The 18,736-nt window shown below is 62.6% G+C and carries 17 protein-coding genes and 1 pseudogene; 12 read left to right on the forward strand and 6 right to left on the reverse strand.

From position 1 onward, the window contains the following. Window positions 1-38: 38 nt before the first annotated feature. A pseudogene (locus tag JZ00_RS13600) lies at window positions 39-954 on the reverse strand (LysR family transcriptional regulator). Window positions 955-1,052: 98 nt separating this feature from the next. Here JZ00_RS13600 and JZ00_RS13605 point away from each other — a divergent pair. Further along, window positions 1,053-2,228 carry an aspartate aminotransferase family protein gene (locus tag JZ00_RS13605; protein ID WP_039591589.1) on the forward strand — a complete coding sequence of 392 codons (1,176 nt, stop codon included), beginning with the start codon at window positions 1,053-1,055 and terminating at the stop codon, window positions 2,226-2,228. Between the two features lie 152 nt (window positions 2,229-2,380). Beyond that, entirely contained in the window at window positions 2,381-3,115 is a 735-nt protein-coding gene (locus JZ00_RS13610; RefSeq protein WP_039591588.1) for an OmpA family protein, read from the forward strand. Between the two features lie 119 nt (window positions 3,116-3,234). Here JZ00_RS13610 and ehuA read toward each other — a convergent pair whose 3' ends face one another. The 4 genes from ehuA to ehuB form a co-directional block, all read right to left on the reverse strand. Continuing rightward, window positions 3,235-4,104, reverse strand: a complete 870-nt coding sequence (gene ehuA, locus JZ00_RS13615; protein ID WP_408003292.1) for an ectoine/hydroxyectoine ABC transporter ATP-binding protein EhuA — start codon at window positions 4,102-4,104, stop codon at window positions 3,235-3,237. Beyond that, the gene (ehuD, locus tag JZ00_RS13620) at window positions 4,104-4,760 is read right to left on the reverse strand and encodes an ectoine/hydroxyectoine ABC transporter permease subunit EhuD (protein ID WP_039591587.1); all 657 of its coding nucleotides are present in this window, start codon (window positions 4,758-4,760) and stop codon (window positions 4,104-4,106) included. Before ehuD ends, ehuA begins: the two co-directional genes overlap by 1 nt. Then, window positions 4,757-5,416, reverse strand: coding sequence for an ectoine/hydroxyectoine ABC transporter permease subunit EhuC (gene ehuC / locus JZ00_RS13625; RefSeq protein WP_039591585.1), 660 nt, complete (start codon window positions 5,414-5,416; stop codon window positions 4,757-4,759). The genes ehuD and ehuC overlap by 4 nt, the downstream gene beginning before the upstream one ends. A 72-nt stretch (window positions 5,417-5,488) precedes the next feature. Continuing rightward, window positions 5,489-6,346 (reverse strand): ectoine/hydroxyectoine ABC transporter substrate-binding protein EhuB, encoded by an 858-nt coding sequence (gene ehuB / locus JZ00_RS13630; RefSeq protein WP_039591584.1) that lies wholly within the window; start codon window positions 6,344-6,346, stop codon window positions 5,489-5,491. Between the two features lie 289 nt (window positions 6,347-6,635). Here ehuB and ehuR point away from each other — a divergent pair, with 289 nt between their 5' ends. The 8 genes from ehuR (at window position 6,636) to JZ00_RS13670 (ending at window position 16,006) form a co-directional block, all read left to right on the forward strand. Then, entirely contained in the window at window positions 6,636-8,030 is a 1,395-nt protein-coding gene (ehuR, locus tag JZ00_RS13635; RefSeq protein ID WP_039591583.1) for a MocR-like ectoine utilization transcription factor EhuR, read from the forward strand. A gap of 177 nt (window positions 8,031-8,207) precedes the next feature. Continuing rightward, window positions 8,208-9,179 carry a hydroxyectoine utilization dehydratase EutB gene (gene eutB / locus JZ00_RS13640; RefSeq protein ID WP_039591582.1) on the forward strand — a complete coding sequence of 324 codons (972 nt, stop codon included), beginning with the start codon at window positions 8,208-8,210 and terminating at the stop codon, window positions 9,177-9,179. Between the two features lie 22 nt (window positions 9,180-9,201). Then, the gene (locus JZ00_RS13645) at window positions 9,202-10,194 is read left to right on the forward strand and encodes a cyclodeaminase (RefSeq protein WP_039591581.1); all 993 of its coding nucleotides are present in this window, start codon (window positions 9,202-9,204) and stop codon (window positions 10,192-10,194) included. 40 nt (window positions 10,195-10,234) lie between these two features. After that, window positions 10,235-11,425: an ectoine hydrolase DoeA gene (gene doeA, locus JZ00_RS13650; protein ID WP_039591580.1), complete on the forward strand. Its 1,191-nt coding sequence runs from the start codon at window positions 10,235-10,237 to the stop codon at window positions 11,423-11,425. Between the two features lie 3 nt (window positions 11,426-11,428). Beyond that, the gene (gene doeB, locus JZ00_RS13655; protein ID WP_039591579.1) at window positions 11,429-12,430 is read left to right on the forward strand and encodes a N(2)-acetyl-L-2,4-diaminobutanoate deacetylase DoeB; all 1,002 of its coding nucleotides are present in this window, start codon (window positions 11,429-11,431) and stop codon (window positions 12,428-12,430) included. 96 nt (window positions 12,431-12,526) lie between these two features. Beyond that, entirely contained in the window at window positions 12,527-13,006 is a 480-nt protein-coding gene (locus JZ00_RS13660) for an Lrp/AsnC family transcriptional regulator (RefSeq protein ID WP_039591578.1), read from the forward strand. 130 nt (window positions 13,007-13,136) lie between these two features. Then, complete coding sequence (locus JZ00_RS13665; protein ID WP_039591577.1) at window positions 13,137-14,624, forward strand: NAD-dependent succinate-semialdehyde dehydrogenase; 1,488 nt, start codon at window positions 13,137-13,139, stop codon at window positions 14,622-14,624. After that, the gene (locus JZ00_RS13670; RefSeq protein ID WP_039591576.1) at window positions 14,621-16,006 is read left to right on the forward strand and encodes an aspartate aminotransferase family protein; all 1,386 of its coding nucleotides are present in this window, start codon (window positions 14,621-14,623) and stop codon (window positions 16,004-16,006) included. The genes JZ00_RS13665 and JZ00_RS13670 overlap by 4 nt, the downstream gene beginning before the upstream one ends. 123 nt (window positions 16,007-16,129) lie before the next feature. Here the strand turns inward: JZ00_RS13670 and JZ00_RS13675 are convergent, their stop codons facing one another. After that, the gene (locus JZ00_RS13675; protein ID WP_039591575.1) at window positions 16,130-16,567 is read right to left on the reverse strand and encodes a Z-ring associated ZapG family protein; all 438 of its coding nucleotides are present in this window, start codon (window positions 16,565-16,567) and stop codon (window positions 16,130-16,132) included. A 147-nt stretch (window positions 16,568-16,714) separates the two neighbouring features. Here JZ00_RS13675 and JZ00_RS13680 point away from each other — a divergent pair, with 147 nt between their 5' ends. Further along, window positions 16,715-17,344 (forward strand): alpha/beta hydrolase, encoded by a 630-nt coding sequence (locus tag JZ00_RS13680; protein WP_039591574.1) that lies wholly within the window; start codon window positions 16,715-16,717, stop codon window positions 17,342-17,344. A 24-nt stretch (window positions 17,345-17,368) separates the two neighbouring features. Further along, a complete protein-coding gene (locus tag JZ00_RS13685) occupies window positions 17,369-18,724 on the forward strand; it encodes a tryptophan--tRNA ligase (protein WP_039591573.1) in 1,356 nt (451 codons plus the stop codon). Window positions 18,725-18,736: the final 12 nt, after the last annotated feature.

Below are 18,736 nucleotides of genomic sequence, written 5' to 3' on the forward strand. Positions count from 1 at the left end.
GCCTTTGTGGCGAGGGGATCTATCCCCTCGCCACAACATCACTTGCCTGGGGGGTGGGGTTTGCCCCATTTCTCCAAAGCAAAACTCGACGAAACTGCGCAGTTTCGGCAAACGGTAGCGATCCTGGGCGTACATCAAGCTCATCGGCCGATGGGGCAATTGATAGTCCTGCAGCAGCGCCACCAGATGGCCTTCTTGCAGATCTTTTTCCACCAGCGCGTCGGGCAGCAACACCACGCCCATGCCGGCCAGCGCCGCACGGTGCAGCCCCGAGGAGCTGTTGATCAGCATCGGCCCGGTCACCGGGACTTTGATTTCCCCTTCGGCGCCGATGGGCCAGTGCTCCTGGGCGAAGCGCCATTCGTCGCCGGCGGAGTAGGCAAACGACAGGCAATCGTGGTGTTGCAGATCGTCTGGCTTGAGCGGCGTGCCTCGCCGTGCCAGGTAAGCCTTTGACGCGCAGATGGTCAAGGTGTAGTCCACCAAGGGGCGGACAATCAACTTTGGATCGGGGAGTCCCAGGCGGATGGCGACGTCGAAGCCGTGGTCGAGCAGGTCGAGGCGTTGGTTGGTCAATACGACGTCAAGCTTGACCTGTGGATAACGTTGGCTGAATTGCGCCAGCGCCGGTGCCAGGCGCTCCGTGCCGAAGGTCAGTGGCGCGGTGATGCGCAGGGTGCCGGTGGGATCGCCTTGGGTCTGTTCCGCCAGGCGTTCGGAGTCTGCGACCAGCCCGAGCACTTCCAGGCACCGCTGGTAATAGGCTGAGCCGAATTCCGTCAGGCGCTGGCGACGTGTCGTACGGTTGATCAGGCGCACACCGAGACGTTGCTCCAGCGCACGAAGATGATTGCCTACCATGGTGGTGGACATTTCGCAGGCCTGGGCTGCCGCTGTCAGGCTGCCGGTCTCCACGACTTTCACGTAAACGGTCATTGCCTGGAACAGGTCCATTATCAAGCTCTGCTTATAAATGATTGAAGTAAATCGGCGTTTATCCAGCAGCAGTGGCTAACCATACTGGAAAAAACCACCCGATGGAGCTAGATGTCATGACCGCCACCTGCTTGATGACCACCTACCAACCCCTGGCGCTGAGTTTCACCCATGGGCTGGGCACGCGCCTGTGGGACCAGGATGGGCGCGAGTACCTCGACGCGGTGGCGGGGGTGGCGGTGACCAACGTCGGGCATTCCCATCCCCGGTTGGTGGCGGCCATTAGTGAACAGGCTGGCCTGCTGCTGCACACATCGAACCTGTACAGCATCGACTGGCAGCAAAAACTGGCCCGCAAGCTCACGCAGCTTTCAGGAATGGAGCGGGTGTTTTTCAACAATTCCGGAGCCGAGGCGAACGAAACCGCGTTGAAACTGGCCCGTCTGCATGGATGGCACAAAGGCATCGAGCGGCCGCTGGTCGTGGTCATGGACAACGCCTTCCATGGGCGCACCTTGGGCACGATGTCTGCCAGCGACGGCCCATCGGTACGGCTGGGCTTCAACCAGTTGCCGGGGGATTTCGTCAAGGTGCCGTTTGGTGACCTTGCGGCGCTGGACAAAATTCAGCAAGCCCATGGCGAGCGTATCGTCGCGATCCTGGTGGAGCCGATCCAAGGGGAAAGTGGCGTGCAGCTCGCACCGCCGGGTTACCTGCGGGCCCTGCGGGATCTGTGCAGCCGGCGCGCCTGGCTGTTGATGCTCGATGAGATCCAGACCGGCATCGGTCGCACCGGCCAGTGGTTCGCGTTCCAGCACGAGGACATCGTGCCGGACGTCATGACCCTCGCCAAAGGCTTGGGCAACGGTGTTCCCATTGGTGCCTGCCTGGCGCGGGGCAGGGCCGCCGAGCTGTTCACGCCCGGCAGTCATGGCAGCACGTTTGGCGGCAATCCCTTGGCCTGCCGCGTGGGTTGCACGGTATTGGACATCATCGAGGAGCAAGGCCTGCTGGAAAACGCCGAGCGTCAGGGGGCGCAGTTGCTCAGCCGGTTGCGTGCCGAACTGGCCGACAATCCGAACGTCTTGGAGATTCGTGGACAAGGGTTGATGATTGGCATCGAGCTCAAGCAGCCGGTGCGCGACCTGACGCTCCTAGCCGCCCGTGACCATGGGCTGCTGATCAACGTGACCCGGGGCAAGACCATCCGCTTGTTGCCGCCGCTGACCATTGACGGGCGGGAAGCGGAGATGATCACCAGGGGCGTGAGCCGCAGTTTGGCGCAGGCGTGAAACGTCTTCGATCGGGCGACGACCGATGTTTTTCAGTCGAGGCGAAGCGCAGCGCAACGCGACGGAATTTTTAACGATTGCCGCGTTCCAACGCCAGCCAGAGTCGATTGCCTACACTTTGGCAACCAGACTGAAAATCCCAGGAGCACTCCATGTTCACCTCGCGTCGCTTGATCGTTGTCGCTACTGCTGTGGCCTTGTTGTCCGGCTGTGCGTCGCCCAACCCCTATGACAACCAGGGCCAGGCCTCTACCGAATCGTCGGGCATGAGCAAAACCGCCAAGTACGGTGGCCTCGGAGCATTGGCGGGGGCGTTGGCCGGTGCGGCCATCGGTCACGATAACCGCGGCAAGGGCGCGCTGATCGGCGCAGCGGTGGTGGGGGCTTCCGCTGCCGGCTACGGCTACTACGCCGACCAACAGGAAAAGAAACTGCGCGCCAGCATGGCCAATACCGGCGTTGAAGTGCAGCGCCAGGGTGACCAGATCAAGCTGATCATGCCGGGCAACATCACCTTCGCCACCGACTCGGCGAACATCGCGTCCAGCTTCTACCAGCCGCTGAACAACCTGGCCAACTCCCTCAAGGAGTTCAACCAGAACCAGATCGAAATCGTCGGCTACACCGACAGCACCGGCAGCCGCCAGCACAACATGGACCTGTCCCAGCGCCGTGCCCAAAGCGTGGCGAACTACCTGACGGCACAAGGCGTGAGCGGTGCCAACCTGTCGGCCCGTGGCGCCGGCCCGGACAACCCGGTGGCAAGCAACGCCGACGTCAATGGTCGCGCGCAGAACCGTCGGGTCGAGGTTAATCTCAAGGCAATTCCTGGGCAGCAGTACCAGGCGCCGCAACAGCAGGGGCAGACTTACCAGCAATACCCATAACGGCTGGGCGGCAAATGAAACGGGGGCTCTGGAAACAGGGCCCCCGTTTTTTTGTGGTTGTCAGTTTCTATCCGCCTGATGCCGTCACAAGGGTGTTCATTTGAATGATGGGGAGGGAATCAATTCGCTTCTTTCACCGCACTCAAAAACGCACACGTACGCTCCTGCTGAGGGTTCTCGAAGATCTGCGCCGGCGTGCCTTGTTCATGGATCTGTCCTTTGTAGAAGAAGCACACCCGATCAGCGAATTCTCGCGCAAACCCCATCTGGTGGGTCACCATCAGCATCGTCAGGTTGTGCTCGGCACCCAGCTTGCGGATCACATTCAAGACCTCGCCGCACAGCTCCGGATCGAGCGCGGACGTCACTTCGTCAAACAGCATCACTTTGGGCCGCATCGCCAGCGCCCGGGCAATCGCCACCCGTTGTTGCTGGCCGCCGGACAACTGCGACGGGTAATGGTCGAGCTTGTTGCCCAGCCCCACCAGTTCCAGCAGGTCGGCAGCGCGTTCCCGGGCCTCTTTCGGGTTCATGCCAAGCACCTGCACCGGCGCTTCGATGACGTTTTGCAGCGCGGTCATGTGGGGGAACAGGTTGAAGCTCTGGAACACCATGCCGATCTTGCCGCGCACCCGGCGAATGTGTCGGTCGTTGGCCGGCACCAGCACGCCGTTGCGATTGGGCATGTGGGTCAGTGAGTCATCCTCGACGCGGATCTGGCCCTGGTCGATGCCTTCCAGGGTCATCAGCACCCGCAGTAGGGTGGACTTGCCCGAGCCGCTCGGGCCGATGATCGCGACTTTTTCACCGGGTGCGACATCCAGGTTCAGATGGTCGAGTACCGTGAAGCTGCCGTAGCTTTTGGTCACGTCCTGGAAACTCACAATCGGCCGGGACGGTGTCGGAATCTGCATGGCCGGGGCCTCCTGCTGTGACGCCAGCGTGCTGCGCCGGGACAAATCGGTGGGCGTGGACAGAGGTAAAGTCATTAGCGTAGCTCCATGCGCGTTTCAAGGCGCCGTACCAGATAAGCCAAGGCGAGGCTCAGGGCGAGGAAGAACAGGCCGACCAGGGTGATCGGTTCCAGGTAGCGGAAGTGCTCGGAACCGATGTTCTTGGCCTGCTGCATGATTTCCACCACGGTGATCGCCGACAGCACCGGCGTGTCCTTGAGCATCGCCACCAGATAATTGCCCAGCGGCGGCACGATGGGGCGCAATGCCTGGGGCAGGATGATGTTGCGGTAGGCGTCGTACGGCGCGATGTTCAATGCCGTCACCGCTTCCCACTGCGCCCGCGGCACCGCGTCGAGACCGCTGCGATAGACCTCGGCGATGTAGCAGGCATAGTGCAGGCCGATGCCGAGGATGCCGACCTGCATGGCCGTCAGGCTAAGACCGTAGTTGGGCAGCACGTAGTAGAGGAAATACACCTGGATCAGCAGCGGCGTGCTGCGGATGAACTCGATTACCGCCGTGGCCGGCCACGACAGCCAGAACCTGCGGCTGCGTCGGCCAATCGCCAGGAACAGCCCCAGCACGATCGCGATCAAAAAACCGATCAACGTGATGCCCACGGTGTTGAGGGAGGCGCGCAGCAAGTCCGGCAGGATTTGCGCGGCGTAGGACCAGTCGAACAACGTCATGACAGACCTCCACGCATCCGGCCCCGGCTCAGCCGCCGCTCGATGTTGCGCATGCCGAAGTTGATGGCCTGGGCGAGGATGAAATACATCACCAGCGCCAGGCTGAAAATTTCCAGGGTCTGGAATGTCGCCTGATCCAACTGGCGCGCCCGGAAGCTCAGGTCCGACAAGGTGATCAGCGACACCAGCGAGGTGTTCTTCAACAACTCGATCAGCAAATTAGTGCCCGGTGGAATCGCTGCCAGCAACGCCTGGGGCAGGATGATTCGCTTGAAGCGCGTGAAGCCGCTGAAATTCAACGCCGTGCAGGCTTCGTATTGGCCCTTGGCGACCGAACTGATGGCGCCGCGCATCACCTCGGCCCCATAGGCGCCAATGTGCAGGCCCAGGCCGACGATCGCCACGGCGTAAGGGCTCAACTCGACGTTGAAGGGCGGCAGCGGCAGCACGAAGAACAGCCAGAACAACTGCACCAGCAGCGACGTACCTCGGAACACTTCGATGTAAGTGATGGAAAACCAGCGCAACGCGCGCCACGGCGACAGCCGCCCGAGGGCTGCGAGTACCGCTGCGACAATCGCCAGCAGCGAGCCGAAGAAGGTCACCTGGAGCGTGACCCAGGCCCCTTGAATCAATAACGGAAGTAATTCGCCCATGGTTCAACCCGATATCCGATGAAGCAGGGAACAGGCATCACGCCAGCGCGTCATGCCCGTTTCGGCGTGCCGTCAGGGCTGAGCGCAGAGCTCGGCCGCGGTCTTGCTGGTGACGTTGGATTTGTCGAAACCGAATGGCGCGACGGCCTTGAGGTGTTCTTCCGAACCCAGCCACTTTTTCAGCTCGGCATTGACCGCGTCCCGCAGGTCCTTGTCTTCGGGGCGGAAGGCCAGGGCGCCGTAGCCGATGTGGGACGGGTCGTCCTTGAATTCCGTCATTGCCTCGACCTTGTCGCCGCCCTTGCTGGCCAGGCCTTTCATGGTCAGTTGCGTGCCGACGGCGGCGTCGGCGCGACCGGCGCGCACGGCTTGCAGCTGTGCGGTGGTGTCGGGAACCTGGAGAATCTGTTCGTCCTTGACCCCGGAATCGCGGGCATACGCCAGGTTCACCGTACCGGCCATGATGGCCAACTTGACGTCCGGTTGCTTGGCGATGTCTTCATAACTATGGAGCTTTTTCGGGTTGCCCTTGGCCACGAGCAACGCGTCGGGCAACTGGTACTGCGGATCGGTGAACAATACTTGCTTGCAGCGCGCCGGGGTGATGTACATGCCGGCGGCAATCACGTCGAAGCGCCCGGCGCGCAGGCCAGGGATCAGCGAGCCCCATTCGGTGAGCACGCCGTTGACCTGCTTGATGCCCATCTTGGCGAAGATGATCTTGGCGATCTCCGGCGATTCGCCGGTGACGGTGCCGTCGGTTTCGGTAAAGGCGAACGGGGTTTCGTTGGCGTAGCCGATCCGGATGCTGCTGTTGCTTTTGACGGTGTCCAGGGTGGCCGCTTGAACGCTGCCGGCCAGGCCCAGTACGGCACAGGTCAACAAGAGCCTACGCAAGGGCGCGCAGTCGCCGGGAAGAAAATTGCTCATCGATAAAATCTCCTGTTTCTTGTGGATCCGTCAGCGGACGGTTCTGTGTTAGGAGGCAGTGTGACAAGAGCAAAACGTACGGCGGCGGATCCGGGCGGGGCCTGGAAACGGTAACAGCGCCGGTACAGGTCGATCCGGCTTTTTGTCGGGGTAATGAACCCGCCTGGAGGACGACCGTGGACCGAGCATACAAAAGCCCCGGCGCGGATTGTATTGCACTAGGACAATTGCTTTGCCGCCATGGCCGCGCAATGCTGTGCGCACCCGTTCTCATGCCGGTTGCAGCGTTATGGATAAGTGGAAATCAGCCCTGGATGTTGCCCGCAGCGGTGAATCCAAATACAAGATCCTGGTGCAGGCCATTGCCGACGATATCGAACAGGGCAGCCTGGCCAACGATCAGCGCCTGCCGCCGCAACGGCAAGTGGCCGACGCCATGGGCATCAGCGTGCAGACCGTCACCAACGCCTACAAGGAGCTGGAGCGCCAAGGGCTGGTCCGTTGCGAAGTCGGGCGTGGCAGTTTCGTCTCGCGGCGCATGAGCGACCGGGTGGCGACTTACATACTCGACAGCCCCGAGCGGGCGCTGGTGGATTTCTCCATCACGCGCATTCTCCACACCCGCGAGCATGATCAGTTCTGGCGTGACACCTGTGCCGAACTGAGTACCGAAGAGGATCAGCCATGGATCCATGCGTTTCGTCCGATAGCCGGTTTTGAGTCCCATCGCGAAGCTGCGGCGCAGTGGATTGGGCGGCAGGGGCTCAAGGTCGATCGCAACGATGTATTGATCACCAATGGCGCGGCTCATGGCATCTTCCTCGCCCTGGCGTCCCTCGCCGGTCCCGACGATGTGGTGCTCTGCGAAGGGCTGACCGACCACGGCGTGATCGGCAATTCCCAGGTACTGGGCTTTACCCTCAAGGGCCTGGACACTGACCGCCATGGCATCGACCCCGAGCATTTCGAGGACATGTGCAGCAACGAGCGCATCACCGCGTTGGTGTGCACGCCGAACCTGAACAACCCCACCACCAGCCTGATGCCTGACGCCCGGCGTCGGGAAATTGCCGAGATCGCTCGCCGCTTCGGTGTGCACATCATCGAAGACGATGTGTACGGTCCGCTGCTGGACGAACGCCGTGCGCCGCCCATCAGCCATTACCTGCCGGAGCTGTCGTTCTATTGCACGAGCATGACCAAGTCGGTGCTCACGGGGTTGCGCATCGGCTATCTGGTGGTGCCCAAGCGCCTCGCGCTGCGCACCGAAAGCATCCTGCGGGTCAACAGCTGGATGGCCACGCCGATGGTGTCGGAGATCGCCGCCCGCTGGATCCGCGATGGCCGCGCCGAATCGTTGCTGCACCTGCAGCGGCGCCTGTTGGCCGGGCGCCAGGCGATGGTTACTGAATACATGGGCGAGCACGTATTGGCCCAGCATCCTCACGCCTTGAATGCCTGGATCGGCATCCCGCCCCACTGGGAAGTCGACAGCCTGGTGCGGGCGCTAAGGCATAAGCACATCGCCGTCACGTCGCCCGACCCGTTCACCGTGCGCGGCACCCCCCGGCCACGCGCGGTGCGGGTCTGCGTCGGCGCTGAATGCAGCGACGAGGAAATGCGCCATGCACTGATCGGCATGCGGGAGATCTTCAACCAGTACCCGCAGATTCATGATTTCTGATGGCAGTGCTCTGTAAAAGCAGGTGCTTACTCAAGAACTGCGCGCGCCTTTGTGGCGAGGGGATCTCCGGGCCTTTCGTTCAAGCGAAATGAACGCAAACTAAATTGCCCTAGTACATTCATCACCACAATCCAGCCCTCTTAGACTGCGCCCAACATCTCCGCTCGGGACGCCGTCATGACAGGGTTGCAGCTTCAGGACATCTACATCGCTCGCCAGCGCATCGAGTCGCAGGTGCGGCGCACGCCCATGGAGCATTCCCCCAGCCTGTCGCGACTGATGGGCGTGCCGGTGTACCTCAAGCTCGAATCCCTGCAATTGACCGGCAGCTTCAAGCTGCGCGGGGCGAGCAATGCCGTGGCGCAGCTCAGTGTCGAGCAAAAGGCCCAAGGCGTGGTCACGGCTTCGACCGGCAACCATGGCAGGGCACTGGCCCATGCGGCCTCGCAGCAGGGCGTCCGGGCGATTGTCTGCCTGTCGAACCTGGTGCCAGCCAACAAGGTGCAGGCGATTCGCGATTTGGGCGCCGAGGTGTGCATCGTCGGCCAATCCCAGGACGATGCCCAGCGCGAAGCCGAGCGCATCGCCCGGGAGCAGGGGGCGACCTTCCTGCCGCCGTTCGATCACCCGGCAATCATCGCCGGCCAAGGCACCCTCGGCCTGGAGATCCTCGAACAGCAACCGGACGTGGCCCAGGTCCTGGTGCCATTGTCCGGCGGCGGCCTGTTCGCCGGCGTCGCCTTCGCGCTGAAAAGCGCCAATCCCACGATCCAGGTCCACGGCATCAGCATGGCCCGCGGTGCCGCGATGCACGCCAGTCTTGCCGCCGGACAACCGGTGGACATCGAAGAGCTGCCCACCTTGGCCGATTCCCTCGGCGGCGGCATCGGCCTGGACAATCGCTACACCTTCGCCATGACCCGCCGACTGATCGATGGCCTGCACCTGCTCTCGGAAGCCTCGATTGCCAATGCCATCCGCCACGCCTATCACCACGAGCGCCTGGTGCTCGAAGGCGCTGCCGTGGTGGGCATCGCGGCGCTGCTCGACGGCTTGATTGAACCGCGCGGCTCCATTGTGGTGGTGGTCAGCGGGCGCAACGTCGACACCGAACAACATGCCCGCGTGATCGCCGGCGCCAACGCTTGATCACCCATTAACGGAGCCTGCCATGAGTGAAGTCACCCTATTGAGCGAAGTCGACCTGCGCAGCTGCGTGGCCCTCGATCTGGCGAGTATCGATGCCGTCGAACAGGCCTTCGTGCTGCTGGCCACCGCCGCCGTGGCGATGCCGCCGATCCTGCGGTTGGACATTCCCGAGCACAACGGTGAAGTGGATGTGAAGACCGCTTACCTGCCGGGCCTGGAACGCTTCGCCATCAAGGTCAGCCCGGGTTTTTTCGATAATCCCAAGCTTGGCCTGCCCAGCCTCAACGGCATGATGATGCTGCTCTCGGCACGCACCGGTTTGCTGGAGGCGCTGCTGCTGGACAACGGCTACCTCACCGCCGTGCGCACCGCTGCAGCGGGTGCGGTGGCGGCCCGTTGCCTGTCTCGCGAGGACAGCCGCAGCGTCGCGCTGATCGGTGCCGGCGAGCAGGCGGCGTTGCAGCTTCAGGCGCTGCGCCTGGTGCGGCCCATCGACGAGGTGCGGGTCTGGGCGCGTGATGGACAAAAAGCCAAGGCATTCAGTCAGGCGTTGGCACGTGAAACCGGCCTGGCCGTCACACCAGGCGCGTCCATTGACGCTGCCCTGGAAGGCGTGGACATCGCCATCACCTGCACACCCAGTCGCGAACCTTTGATCGAAGCCCGTCATTTGCACCCCGGCCTGCACATCACCGCGATGGGCTCGGACGCGGAACACAAGAACGAGATTTCCCCGCAAGCCCTGGCCGCCGTCGACTGCTATGTCGCCGATCGCCTGAGCCAGACCCGCGTGCTCGGCGAGCTGCACCATGCCCTCGCGGCAGGCACCGTTCGCGATGACCTGGCGTTGATGGAATTGGGACGGGTGTTGGCGGGGCAGCGGCTCGGGCGCACCGATGCGGCGCAAGTGACGCTGTGCGACCTCACCGGTACCGGCGCCCAGGACACCGCTATCGCCAACCTCGCTTTCGAGCGGGCAAAAGCGGCGGGCAAGGGCTTTGCGTTCGATCGCTAACCATTTTTCATTCGTGCTTCATTGATCAGAGGGCAGGTGGATGTCAGAGATAGTCGTCAATCTTCCGTTCCAGCGGGAGGAATACGCCCAGCGCCTGGCGAAGGTTCGCGCGGCCATGCAGGCCCAAGGGCTGGAGCTGCTGCTGGTCACCGATCCATCGAACATGGCCTGGCTCACCGGCTATGACGGCTGGTCGTTCTATGTGCACCAGTGCGTGCTGCTGGCGCTGGAGGGCGAGCCCGTGTGGTTCGGTCGCGGCCAGGATGCCAACGGTGCCAGGCGCACGGTGTTCATGCACGCCGACAACATCGTCGGTTACCCGGACATCTACGTGCAGTCCCGCGAGCGCCATCCCATGGACTATTTGTCCCGCGAAGTGATCATCGCCCGTGGCTGGGGCGCGCTGAGCATCGGCGTCGAAATGGACAACTATTACTTCAGCGCCGCTGCGTACCTGTCGCTGCAAAAGCATTTGCCCGAGGCAAAACTGGTGGATGCGGTAGGCCTGGTGAATTGGCAGCGTGCGGTCAAGTCGCCCCAGGAGATCGCCTACATGCGCATCGCTGCGCGCATCGTCGAGAACATGCACGGTCGGATACTCGAACGGATCGAGCCGGGCATGCGCAAGAATGAACTGGTGGCCGAGATCTACAGCAGCGGCATCCTCGGTGCCGACGGCCATGGCGGAGACTATCCGGCCATCGTGCCGCTGTTGCCCACCGGGGCTGATGCCAGCGCGCCGCACCTGACCTGGGATGATTCGCCGTTCGAACGGGGCGCCGGGACCTTCTTCGAAATCGCCGGTTGCTACAAGCGTTACCACTGCCCGCTGTCGCGCACCATTTACCTGGGCAAGCCGCCGCAGCATTTCCTCGAGGGTGAAAAAGCCGTGGTCGAAGGCATCGCCGCGGGCCTGGACGCGGCCAAGCCGGGCAACACCACCGGTGACATCGCCGTGGCGTTCTTCAAGGTGTTGGAGAAGTTCGGCATCCACAAGGACAGCCGTTGCGGCTACCCCATCGGCATCAGTTATCCACCGGATTGGGGCGAGCGCACCATGAGCCTGCGTCCCGGCGACAACAGCGTGTTGCAACCGGGCATGACCTTCCACTTCATGCCGGGGCTGTGGATGGACGATTGGGGCCTGGAAATTACCGAGAGCATCCTGATCACCGAGACTGGCGTCGAGACGCTGTGCAACGTGCCTCGTCAATTGTTCGTGAAGGATTGAGCCATGTCCGATTTGCCCAACAATCCCATCAGCGCCACGGTTGATTTCAGCCGCGAGGGCGTACAGCACGGTTTTCTCAAGCTGCCGTATTCGCGGGACGATTCGGCCTGGGGCGCGGTGATGATCCCCATCACCGTGATCCAGCGCGGCAGCGGCCCGACCGCGCTGCTCAGCGGTGGCAATCACGGCGACGAATACGAAGGCCCGGTGGCCCTGAGCAAACTGGCCCAGCAATTGACGGCTGAAGACGTGAGCGGGCGGGTGATCATCGTTCCGTTCATGAACACCCCGGCCTTCCATGCCGGACGCCGGACTTCGCCCATCGACAAGGGCAACCTCAACCGTAGCTTTCCCGGCAGGCCGGACGGCAACGTCACCGAGAAAATCGCCGACTACTTCAATCGCACCTTGCTGCCCTTGGCCGACATTGTGCTGGACATTCATTCCGGCGGGCGGACCCTGGATTTCCTGCCATTCGCCGCCTGCCACGTCTTGTCCGACAAGCAGCAACAGGCGCGCTGCGAGGCCGGGATGCTGGCGTTCAACGCGCCGTATTGCATGCGCATGCTGGAGCTGGATGCCGGATCGATGTACGACACCGCAGCGGAGTCCCAGGGCAAGGTGTTCGTCACCACCGAGCTGGGCGGCGGCGGTTCGTCCACGGCCCGAAGCGTGGCGATTGCCGAGCGCGGGGTGCGCAACCTGCTGATCCACACTGGCATCCTGCGGGGCTCGATCGAATTGCAGCCCTCACTGATGCTCGATATGCCGGACGCCAGTTGCTTCATTGCCAGTGAGCACAACGGCTTGTTGGAGATGTGCCGTGACCTTGGGGAAAACGTCACCCAGGGTGAGGTAGTGGCGCGCATCCATGACACCACCCGCAGCGGCGTCGCCCCGGTGCAATACCGCGCCGCCCGCAGCGGCCTCCTGGCTGCCCGGCACTTTCCCGGGCTGGTGCAGTGTGGCGATACGCTGGTGGTGATTGCGGATGTGTTGGCGTGATCAGGCTGCGCGTGACCTTTGTGGCGAGGGGATAAATCCCCTCGCCACAATTGATGTCTGTCTGGAAGTTTTCTGTAACCACCCGGAGCCCGGCCCATGCACAAGCTCGATCGCTACGACCTCAAGATCCTGCAGATCCTCGCCGAGGACGGGCGGATTACCAAGTCGAGCCTGGCCGAAGCCATCAACCTGTCGGTGACGCCGGCCTGGGAGCGGGTGCGCAAGTTGGAAGCGGCGGGCCTGATCGTCGGTTACCGGGCGCAGGTCGATTGGGCCGCGGTGTTCAAGCGTCAGCAAGTGCTGGTGGAAATCACCCTGGCCCGGCACACCGCCCAGGACATGCGCCGTTTCGAGCAACGGATGATCGCCGCGCCCGAAGTGGCGTTCTGTTATGCCACCGGTGGCGGTGTCGATTACCTGGCGATGATCCAGGCACCGGATGTCGATGCCTACCAGCGCTTCGTCGATCAATTGCTGCTCGAAGACCTCGGCATCGAACGCTATTTCACCTACATCGTCACCAAGACCATCAAGACCGCCGGTGCGTTGCCGGCGGAGCTGGCGCCATCCGCCTGAGCACCGCAGAAAACGCTCTTCAGCGGGTTCTTTCCAGAAAAAAACCAAGGTCTGACCCCACTCGAACACCCGAAAGCCCAAGTGCCGCTGGCCTAGCATGGATTCACGCAAACGGTCTGGAGTGAACGTCATGCCTTACCAACATCCGCTGCTGTTCAAAGCGCTTTGCTACATCGACGGCCATTGGGTCCACAGCGACAGCGGCCATAGCGTGGCCGTCCACAACCCGGCCAACCGCACCGTCATCGGTCATGTGCCGATGCTTGATCAACCGCAGATCGTCGCGGCGGTGGACGCGGCGCATCGTGCATTCCCGGCGTGGCGCGAGCAAAGCCTGGAGACCCGGGGCGCGCTGCTGCGGCGCTGGGCGGCGTTGATCACCGAGCACAGCGAAGACCTGGCGCGCATTCTCAGTCTGGAGCAGGGCAAGCCGCTGGCCGAATCCCGTGGCGAAATCGCCTATGCCGCGAGTTTCATCCCGTGGTTTGCCGAGGAGGCCCGGCGTCTATACGGCCAGAACATTCCGAGCCATATCCCCAATGCTCACCTGGGCACCATCAAGGAACCCGTGGGCGTCTGCGCGCTGCTCACGCCATGGAACTTCCCGTCGGCGATGATCACCCGCAAAGCCGCCGCCGCCCTGGCCGCCGGTTGCACGGTGGTGATCAAACCGGCCCACGAGACACCGTATTCGGCCCTGGCGTTGGCGCAGTTGGCCGAGGAGGCAGGCTTTCCGGCCGGGGTGTTCAACGTGGTCCTGGGCGAGCCGCAAATGGCCATGCAAACCCTGGTCAAGGACCGTCGCGTACGTTCTGTGAGCTTTACCGGCTCGACCCGGGTCGGGAAGCTGGTGTTGCAAGCGGCGGCCCATGACGTGAAGAAAGTCGCGTTGGAGTTGGGCGGCAATGCGCCGTTCATTGTCTGCGCCGATGCCGATCTGGCCTTGGCGGTGAAAGTCGCTGTAGAGGCGAAGTTCCAGACCTCTGGTCAGGATTGCTGCGCGGCCAACCGAATCATGGTGCAGCGTCCGGTCTACCAGGCATTTCTCACTCGCTTCGCCGCCGCCGTGCGCGCCTTGCGCGTCGGGCCGGCCATGGTCGATCAACAGGAACAGGGCGTGGATGTCGGCCCATTGATGCATCAGGCCGCGCTGGATGCGACCGTCGATCGTGTCGCCGATGCCTTGCACCTTGGCGCCCAGCGCCTGGTGGGTGGCGAGGCCCACGCCTTGGGCGGGTTGTTCTACCAACCCACCGTGCTGGCTGATGTCACACCGCAGATGCGCATCTACCGCGAGGAAAATTTCGCGCCCATCGCCGGGGTGATGCCGTTCGACACCTTGGACGAAGCCGTCGAATTGGCCAACGACACCGAGTACGGACTGGCCGCCTATATTTGCTCCAACCGCCTGGATGTCATCTACCCGCTGATCCGCCGTCTCGACCACGCCATGGTTGCGGTCAACGGCGTCAAGTTCACCGGCCACCCGATTCCCTTCGGTGGCATGAAAGCCTCCGGCCTCGGCCGCGAGGGCGGCACCGAAGGCTTCGAGCCTTTCGTCGAAACCAAATATTTTTGCCTGCACCATCAAGGCCAGTTCCCAGGAGAGTCCGCATGAGCCAAGACTTCAACACGCTGTTCGAACAAGACCGTGCGCATTTCATGCACCCCTCGACCCACGCCCATGACCACGCCAGTGGCGCGCTCAAGGGCCGGATCATCAAGAGTGCTTCGGGCGTTCGCATTCGCGACCATGAAGGCCGTGAGTTCATCGACGCTTTTGCCGGCCTCTACTGCGTGAACATCGGCTACGGCCGCACCGAGGTCGCCGACGCCATCTACAAGCAGGCCAAGGAACTGGCCTACTACCACACCTACGTCGGCCATTCGAGCGAGGCGATCATCGAGCTGTCCAGCCGCATCATGGATTGGGCGCCGGAGGGAATGAAGAAGGTTTACTACGGCTTGTCCGGCTCCGATGCCAACGAGACCCAAATCAAACTGGTGCGTTACTACAACAACGTGCTGGGCCGGCCGCAGAAGAAGAAAATCATCTCCCGTGACCGTGGCTACCACGGGTCGGGCATCATGACCGGCAGCCTGACCGGTCTCCCGGCGTTCCACCAGCATTTCGACCTGCCTGCGGAAGGGGTCAAGCACACCGTGTGTCCGCATTGGTATCGCAAGGCCCCGGCGGGCATGGACGAAGCGGCCTTCGTGCGTTATTGCGCCGACGAACTGGAAAAAATGATCCTCGCCGAAGGCCCGGACACCGTGGCGGCGTTCATCGGCGAACCGCTGATGGGCACCGGTGGCATCATCGTTCCTCCCGCCGGTTACTGGGATGCGATCCAGGCCGTGTTGAAGAAATACGACGTGTTGTTGATTGCCGACGAGGTGGTCTGCGCATTCGGCCGCCTCGGTTCGAAAATGGGCAGCCAGCGCTATGGCATGAAGCCGGACCTGATCACTACTGCCAAAGGCCTGACCAGTGCCTATGCACCTTTGTCGGCGGTGATCATCGGGGAAAAGGTCTGGAGCGTGATTGAAAAAGCCTCCCAGGCCGAAGGGGCCATGGGCCATGGCTGGACCTATTCCGGCCACCCGATCTGTGCGGCGGCGGCGCTGGCGAACCTCGACATCCTCGAACGGGAACACCTCACGGCCAACGCCGAGGAGGTGGGCGGCTATCTCAATCGCCGCCTGCGTGAAACCCTCGAAGGTCATCCGCTGGTGGGCGAGGTGCGCGGAGACGGCATGCTGGCGGCGGTGGAATTCATGGCCGACCGCGAACAGCGCACGGCGTTCGACCCGGCGCTCAAGGTCGGCCCCAAGGTCTCGGCCGCCTGCCTTGAGCGCGGCATGATCGCCCGCGCCATGCCCCACGGCGACATCCTGGGCTTCGCCCCGCCCTTGATCCTGACCCGCGAGGATGCGGACCTGATTGTCGACATCACCAAGGGGGCGATCGACCAGGTGGCGGGTGAGGTGTTGGGTTGAACTGAGTCAATAATTTTTCAGGACACCAATATCCTGTGGCGAGCATTGAAGCGAGTGGAGTTTAGCCAATAAAAAGCCCGCCCGATCATGCGATCGGGCGGGCTTTTTGGTGTCGCTGCGAAACTACTTCTTCAAACCGTAATGCTCATCGAGCATGCCGGGCGAGTTCGGGGCCTTGGGCGCGTAGTCCCGTGGTGGTTCCTGGATCCCTTTTGGCGGGGTCAGGCGTTCCCGTGGGGTCTGCGTCGCATCGGCTTGCAGGGCGGCGAGCAGGCGCTGGCGGGTCTGCTCGTCCAGGGCCAGGCGGTTGGCGCCCTCGGACAGATGATCCTGGACTTCCTGGTAGCTCTGGGTGAGTTTTTTCACCAGGGAGGCGGTGCTGTTGAAGTGAGTGACCACTTCATTCTGATAACTGTCGAAACGTTCCTGGATGTCGTCCAGCTGACGTTGGGTGCTGTTGGGCACCGCGTTGGGCAGCAGGCGGGCAATCAGGAAACCAATGGCGACACCGGCAACCAGGGCAAGAGTCGGCAACAGCCAAACTAAGAGCGAGTGTTCCACGAGTCCTTCCTCTATAAACGGCTTTGCTTTACGTTAACGGCTCGGACCTGCGCTGTATACCGCGAAGAACATCGCAATGATGCCAGGCACAGACTTTTAGCTAGACGAGTCGACCCAATTCGAGGTCACGGAGTTCTTTCCTTGCTTATGCGCGAAACCCCTGTAGTCATCGATGGCCCGGTGGGCCAACTGGAAGCGTTGTACCTGGACAGCGAGGCCCCCCGTGGCCTGGCGCTGATTTGCCACCCGAACCCGGTGCAGGGCGGGACCATGCTCAACAAAGTGGTCTCGACCCTGCAACGCACCGCCCGCGACGCCGGCCTGGTTACGTTGCGTTTCAATTATCGCGGCGTCGGCGCCAGTGCCGGCACGCATGACATGGGCACCGGGGAAGTGGACGATGCCCAGGCCGCGGCCGCCTGGCTGCTGGAAAAGCACCCCGGCCTGCCCCTGACCCTGTTCGGTTTCTCTTTCGGCGGCTTCGTTGCCGCGACCCTCGGCGGGCGCCTGCAAGCCCAGGGACAACCGGTCAAGCACCTGTTCATGGTGGCCCCCGCGGTGATGCGCCTGGACGAACAATCACCCTTGCCGACGGGCGGTGAGTTGACCGTGATCCAGCCGGAAACCGACGAAGTGGTCGATCCGCAGTTGGTCTACGCATGGTCCGACGCGCTCCAACGCCCCCATGAGCTGCTGAAAGTGGCAGAATGCGGACACTTTTTTCATGGCAAGCTGACCGATCTCAAGGATCTGCTCCTGCCGCGCCTCTCGAATTGACAGCAGTCTGACAAGCGATAACCCATGACGACGCGTACCCGTATCCTGACCGGCATCACCACCACCGGCACCCCGCACCTGGGCAATTATGCCGGCGCCATCCGTCCGGCGATCCTCGCCAGCCGCGACAGCAACGCCGATTCGTTCTACTTCCTGGCCGATTATCACGCCCTGATCAAGTGCGATGACCCGCTGCGCATCCAGCGCTCGCGCCTGGAAATCGCCGCCACCTGGCTGGCCGGCGGCCTGGATGTGGACCGCGTGACGTTCTATCGCCAGTCCGACATTCCCGAGATCCCGGAACTGACCTGGCTGCTGACTTGCGTCGCCGCCAAGGGCCTGCTCAACCGCGCCCACGCCTACAAGGCTTCGGTGGACAAGAACGTCGAGGCCGGCGAAGACCCGGACGCTGGCGTCACCATGGGCCTCTACAGCTATCCGATCCTCATGGCCGCCGACATCCTGATGTTCAACGCCCACAAGGTGCCAGTCGGTCGCGACCAGATCCAGCACGTGGAAATGGCCCGCGACATTGGCCAGCGTTTCAACCACCTGTTTGGCCAGGGCAAGGAATACTTCACCATGCCCGAAGCCCTGATCGAAGAAAGCGTCGCCACGCTGCCGGGCCTCGATGGTCGCAAGATGTCCAAGAGCTACGACAACACCATCCCGTTGTTCAGCAGCGCCAAGGACATGAAGGACGCGATCTCGCGGATCGTCACTGACTCCCGCGCGCCGGGCGAAGCCAAGGATCCGGACAACTCGCACCTGTTCACTCTGTTCCAGGCCTTCGCTACTGCCGAACAGTCCGCCGAGTTCCGCAGCGAATTGCTGCAGGGCCTGGGTTGGGGCGAGGCGAAGAGTCGTCTGTTCCAATTGCTCGATGACCAGTTGGGTGAAGCGCGCGAGCGTTACCACCAGTTCATCGAGCGTCCGTCGGACCTTGAAGACATCCTGCAACTGGGCGCGAAGAAAGCCCGGGCCGTGGCCACGCCGTTCCTCAATGAACTGCGCGAGGCGGTTGGCCTGCGGTCCTTTGTCAGCCAGGTCCAGGTGACCACCCAGACCAAAAAGAAAGCGGCCAAGGCCGCCCGTTTTGTCAGTTTCCGCGACGAGGACGGCAGTTTCCGCTTCCGGCTGCTTTCCGCCGATGGCGAGCAACTGTTGCTCTCGAACAATTTTGCGGACGGCAAGACCGCCGGGCAGGTGAGCAAGCAATTGCAGTCCGGCCAACCCTTGGATGTACGCAGCGAAGACCTCGGTTTCGGTGTATGGCTCGACGGCGCATGCGTGGCCCAGAGCCCTGCGTTCGCTGACAATGCCGCCCGCGATGCCGCCATCGACGCGTTGCGCGTGGCACTGACGCCTGCCCAGGACTGACCGAAGGCGTAA

Origin of the sequence: Pseudomonas frederiksbergensis, from assembly GCF_000802155.2 — a bacterium.
Classification (GTDB): domain Bacteria; phylum Pseudomonadota; class Gammaproteobacteria; order Pseudomonadales; family Pseudomonadaceae; genus Aquipseudomonas; species Aquipseudomonas frederiksbergensis_A.